The sequence below is a fragment of the Kitasatospora sp. NPDC088742 genome, from assembly GCF_055584905.1.
In genome coordinates this window covers 50723-54790 of sequence record NZ_JBVJLD010000059.1, presented here as the reverse complement: position 1 = coordinate 54790, position 4068 = coordinate 50723, and the positions used below count along the sequence as shown (strand labels likewise).

4 protein-coding genes are annotated in these 4068 nt (G+C 73.8%); 3 read left to right on the top strand and 1 reads right to left on the bottom strand.

Annotated elements, in window-relative coordinates:
• Positions 1-2 precede the first annotated feature (2 nt).
• A complete protein-coding gene (locus tag ACZ6ZR_RS33540) occupies positions 3-140 on the top strand; it encodes an MGMT family protein (protein WP_465648921.1) in 138 nt (45 codons plus the stop codon).
• A gap of 22 nt (positions 141-162) precedes the next feature.
• Here the strand turns inward: ACZ6ZR_RS33540 and ACZ6ZR_RS33535 are convergent, their stop codons facing one another.
• Positions 163-1221 carry an ATP-grasp domain-containing protein gene (locus ACZ6ZR_RS33535; protein ID WP_465648913.1) on the bottom strand — a complete coding sequence of 353 codons (1059 nt, stop codon included), beginning with the start codon at positions 1219-1221 and terminating at the stop codon, positions 163-165.
• Between the two features lie 472 nt (positions 1222-1693).
• On the opposite strand from ACZ6ZR_RS33535, the gene ACZ6ZR_RS33530 reads away from it, so the two are divergent.
• Both ACZ6ZR_RS33530 and ACZ6ZR_RS33525 read left to right on the top strand, forming a co-directional pair.
• Positions 1694-3100, top strand: a complete 1407-nt coding sequence (locus ACZ6ZR_RS33530) for a family 2B encapsulin nanocompartment shell protein (RefSeq protein WP_465648919.1) — start codon at positions 1694-1696, stop codon at positions 3098-3100.
• A gap of 133 nt (positions 3101-3233) precedes the next feature.
• Positions 3234-4068 (top strand): polyprenyl synthetase family protein (locus ACZ6ZR_RS33525; RefSeq protein ID WP_465648911.1); only part of this gene is annotated, 835 nt, incomplete at its 3' end.

The window sequence follows — 4068 nt, the reverse complement described above, 5'->3', positions numbered from 1 at the left end:
TGGTGCCCTGCCACCGGGTGGTGGCCTCGGACGGGATCGGCGGCTTCGGCGGCGGCCAGGTCGGCGTGGAGGTGAAGCGCTGGCTGCTCACCCTGGAGGGTGTCCTCCCGCCGACCCTGGACTGGAGCGGTCCGACCTGACCGGGCGTCGGACCGGGAAGGCTCAGGCCATCGCGGCGAACCGGGCCACCGGGGCAGCCGCAGCCGGGGCGGGCAGCACCGGCTGGACCGAGGAGACCAGCGCGTAGTCGGTGCCCAGCAGGTCCTCGGCCAGCGGAAGCACCGGGCTGGCACCGAGCGCGAGTTGGACGGCGGCCAGCGGCAGGTTGAGGCCGCACAGGCGCAGCTGGTGCAGGCCGCCGGAGGGCCGGGTGTTGATGTCCAGCAGGACCGGAACGCCCCGGTAGTGGCGGAACTGCACGTTCGAGAGGTACGACAGGCCGAAGGTCTCCACCAGCCGCCGGGCCGGCTCCAGGTAGGCCGGGTCGGTGGTGAAGCCCCGGCGGCGGCCGGTCTTGGTGCGGCCGACGGCGGCCAGCACGCGGCCGTCCTGGTCGGCCAGGCAGTCCACCGAGACCTCGGGGCCCGCCAGGTAGGGCATCACCAGCAGGTCCACCGAGCCGGGCGCGGCGGCCAGCGCGCCAGCGAGCTGGTCCAGCTGGACGCTGCCGCTCGGCCAGCCGTTCAACTGCCCCAGGCTGAACGGCTCCCGGGTGATGGTGCGGAAGCCCTCGCCGCCCGCGCCGCTGGCCGGCTTGAGGCAGGGCTGCTCGCCCATCTCCTCCAACTCGGCGACGGCGGCCAGGAGTTCGCCGGCGGTACGGACCCGGTACCAGGGCGGCACCGGCAACCCGGCGGCGGCCATCGCGACGTAGCCGTCCACCTTGTCGGCGAAGGTGGCTATCCCCTCGGCGGGCGGGCAGACCAGGGCGGTGCCGAGCGCGGCGAACTCCGCGCGGTGCCGGGCCACCACCTCCTGGTGCAGCCGGGGCAGGAAGACGTCGATCCGGTGCCGGTCGCAGAAGTCCAGCGCGAACTCCAGGTACGCCTCCGGAGTCAGGCCGTCCGGCTCCGGCAGGCCGTGGTCGGCGGCGGCCAGCACCGGGGAGTCGGTGTCCACATGGGTGGCGAAGACCTCGACCGGGGCGGCCCGGAGCAGGTCGATGAAGAAGACGTTCTCGGCGTAGGTGCGGTTCAGCCAGACGCGGACGGGGGCGCTCACGGAGGTCTCCCTGGGAGAGGGCACGGCAAAGCAGACGGCAGGGCAGGGGGGTGGTGCAGGAGGGCACGGCAAAGGGAGAGGGCGTCCGCGTGAGGGTGGCCAGAACGGCCTTGGTCGCGCCCTTGTGGTGGCACCTTAGCGCCCCGTACGAACCGGGTGAACGGTGGGTGGCAGCCGATCCGTGACGCGCGTCGACCACCGCGCGGACGGAGGGTCAAAAGCCCTGCTCGGAGGGGCTCCTGGAGTGGGTGGCGGGAGGTTACCGGCAGGTGAAATCTTCCGGGAACGGAGCGGACGGGGGCGTGCGGAGCACAGTGGTGGCGCCGACGGGGCTCGAACGCCTGAACTGTCATCAGTTCGGGTGAGTTGGCCCACCGGACTGGACCGTGCTCGTCCGATTCCGCAGCACCATGGGGACGGAGCCACGTCCACGTTCGCCGTGCCCGCGGAAGGGTCGCAGATGAGCACCGAGATCCAGCAGGGAGTCCCCGTCCAGCGCGGGGCGGAGCAGCCGCGCTCCAGCCTCGGCACCGAGGCGGCGCGGACTCTCGCCAGCACCACCAAGTCCGCCCCCCAGATGCAGGAGATCACGGACCGCTGGCTGCTCAGGGCGCTGCCCTGGGTGGAGGTGCAGGCCGGGACGTACCGGGTGAACCGGCGGCTGACGTACCTGGCCGGGCGTGGCCGGGTCGCCTTCGAGCAGACCGGTGCCGAGGTCCGGCTGGTGCCGCCCTCGCTGCGCGAGCTGCCGGTGCTGCGCGGCTTCCCGGAGGACGGGCCGCTGGCCGAGCTGGCCGGCCGCTGCGTGCAGCGGCGGATCTCGCCCGGCGAGGTGCTGGCCGAGGCCGGCCGGCCGGTGGCCGAGGTGCTGCTGGTCGCGCACGGCAAGCTCCGGCGGACGGGCACCGGCAAGTACGGCGAGACCACCGCGCTCGGCGGCGCCGCCGACGGCGACCCGGTGGGCGACGAGGCGCTCGCCCAGGACGAGCCGCTGTGGCCGTACACGGTGACCGCCACCACCGCGGGCACCGTGCTGGCCCTCCCGCTGGACGCCTTCCGGCAGTTGGCCGCCCGCTCGGCCGGGCTGCGCGAGCAGCTGCGCGGCTACCGGGAGGCGGCCGCCCGGCCGGCCAACAAGCGCGGCGAGGCCGCGATCGAGCTGTCCGCCGGTCACACCGGCGAGCCGCTCGTCCCCACCACCTTCGTGGACTACGAACTCCGGCCCCGCGAGTACGAGTTGAGCGTGGCCCAGACGGTGCTACGGGTGCACACCAGGGTCGCCGACCTCTACAACAAGCCGATGAACCAGACCGAGCACCAGCTCCGGCTGACCATCGAGGCGCTGCGCGAGCGCCAGGAGCACGAGCTGGTCAACAACCCGGAGTTCGGCCTGCTGGCCAACGTGGCGCACGAGCAGCGGATCTCCACCCGCTCCGGCCCGCCCACCCCGGACGACATGGACGACCTGCTCAGCCGCCGCCGGGGCACCAAGTTCTACCTGGCCCACCCGCGGGCGATCGCCGCGATCGGCCGCGAGGCGAACCGGCGCGGGCTCCACCCGCCGGCCCGGGAGAAGGACGGCAAGCTGCTGACCACCTGGCGCGGAGTGCCGATCCTGCCCTGCGACAAGATCCCGGTCACCCCCCGCCAGACCACCTCGATCCTGGCCATGCGGGTCGGCGAGAAGGAGCAGGGCGTGGTCGGCCTGCGGCAGACCGGCATCCCCGACGAGGTCGAGCCGGGGCTGAACGTGCGCTTCATGGGGATCGGCGAGAAGGCGATCGTCTCCTACCTGGTGAGCACCTACTACTCCGCGGCCGTGCTGGTCCCGGACGCGGTCGGCGTCCTGGAGAACGTGGACGTGGCACACCGCGGCTAGTGCCGTGCCCGGCCCGCCCGGCACGCACGATCCGGTCTGATCCGACGCGAATTGTCAGACAGGCTCCAGGGGCCCGGCCGCGGTCCGGCGGTTCCGTTCGTACGAGGCAATCGAGAGACAGGGGGAGGGCACGATGGGGATCTTCGCGTTGGAGCGGAGCGGGACCGGGAACGGCAGCCAGGAGGGCTCCGAGGCGGCCGAGCTGCTGGCCCGCTCACGGGCGGTGGTGGACCCGGCGCTGCGGGCCGCGGTCGGCTCCATGCCGGAGTCGATGCGGCTGGTGGCCGGCTACCACTTCGGCTGGTGGGAGGCGGACGGCACGCCCTCCGCCACCGGCTCGGGCAAGGCGATCCGCCCGGCCCTGGTGCTGGCCGCCCTCCAGGCGGTCGGCGGCTCCGACCCGGCCATCGCCGTCCGGGCCGCCGCCGCGGTGGAGCTGGTGCACAACTTCACCCTGCTGCACGACGACGTGATCGACCGGGACCTGACCCGGCGTCACCGCGCCACCGCCTGGCGGGCGTTCGGCATCACCGAGGCGATCCTGGCCGGGGACGCGATGCACTCGCTGGCCCTGCGGGTGCTGGCCGAGGACGACCACCCGGCCGTCCCGGCGGCGATCCGGCGGCTGGCCGACTGTGTGGTGGAGCTGTGCGCGGGCCAGCAGGCCGACTGCGCCTTCGAGCAGCGCACCGACGTGACGCTGGCCGAGTGCCTGGAGATGGCCGAGGCGAAGACCGGGGCGCTGCTCGGCTGCGCCGGGGCGGTCGGCGCGCTGTACGGCGGTGGCGGGGAGCAGGCGGCCGAGGCACTGGACGCCTTCGGCCGGGAGATCGGCCTGGCCTTCCAGCTGATCGACGACCTGATCGGCATCTGGGGAGACCCGGCCGTCACCGGCAAGCCGGTCGGCGCCGACCTGGCGGCCCGGAAGAAGTCGCTGCCGGTGGTCTTCGCGCTCGGCTCGGGCACCG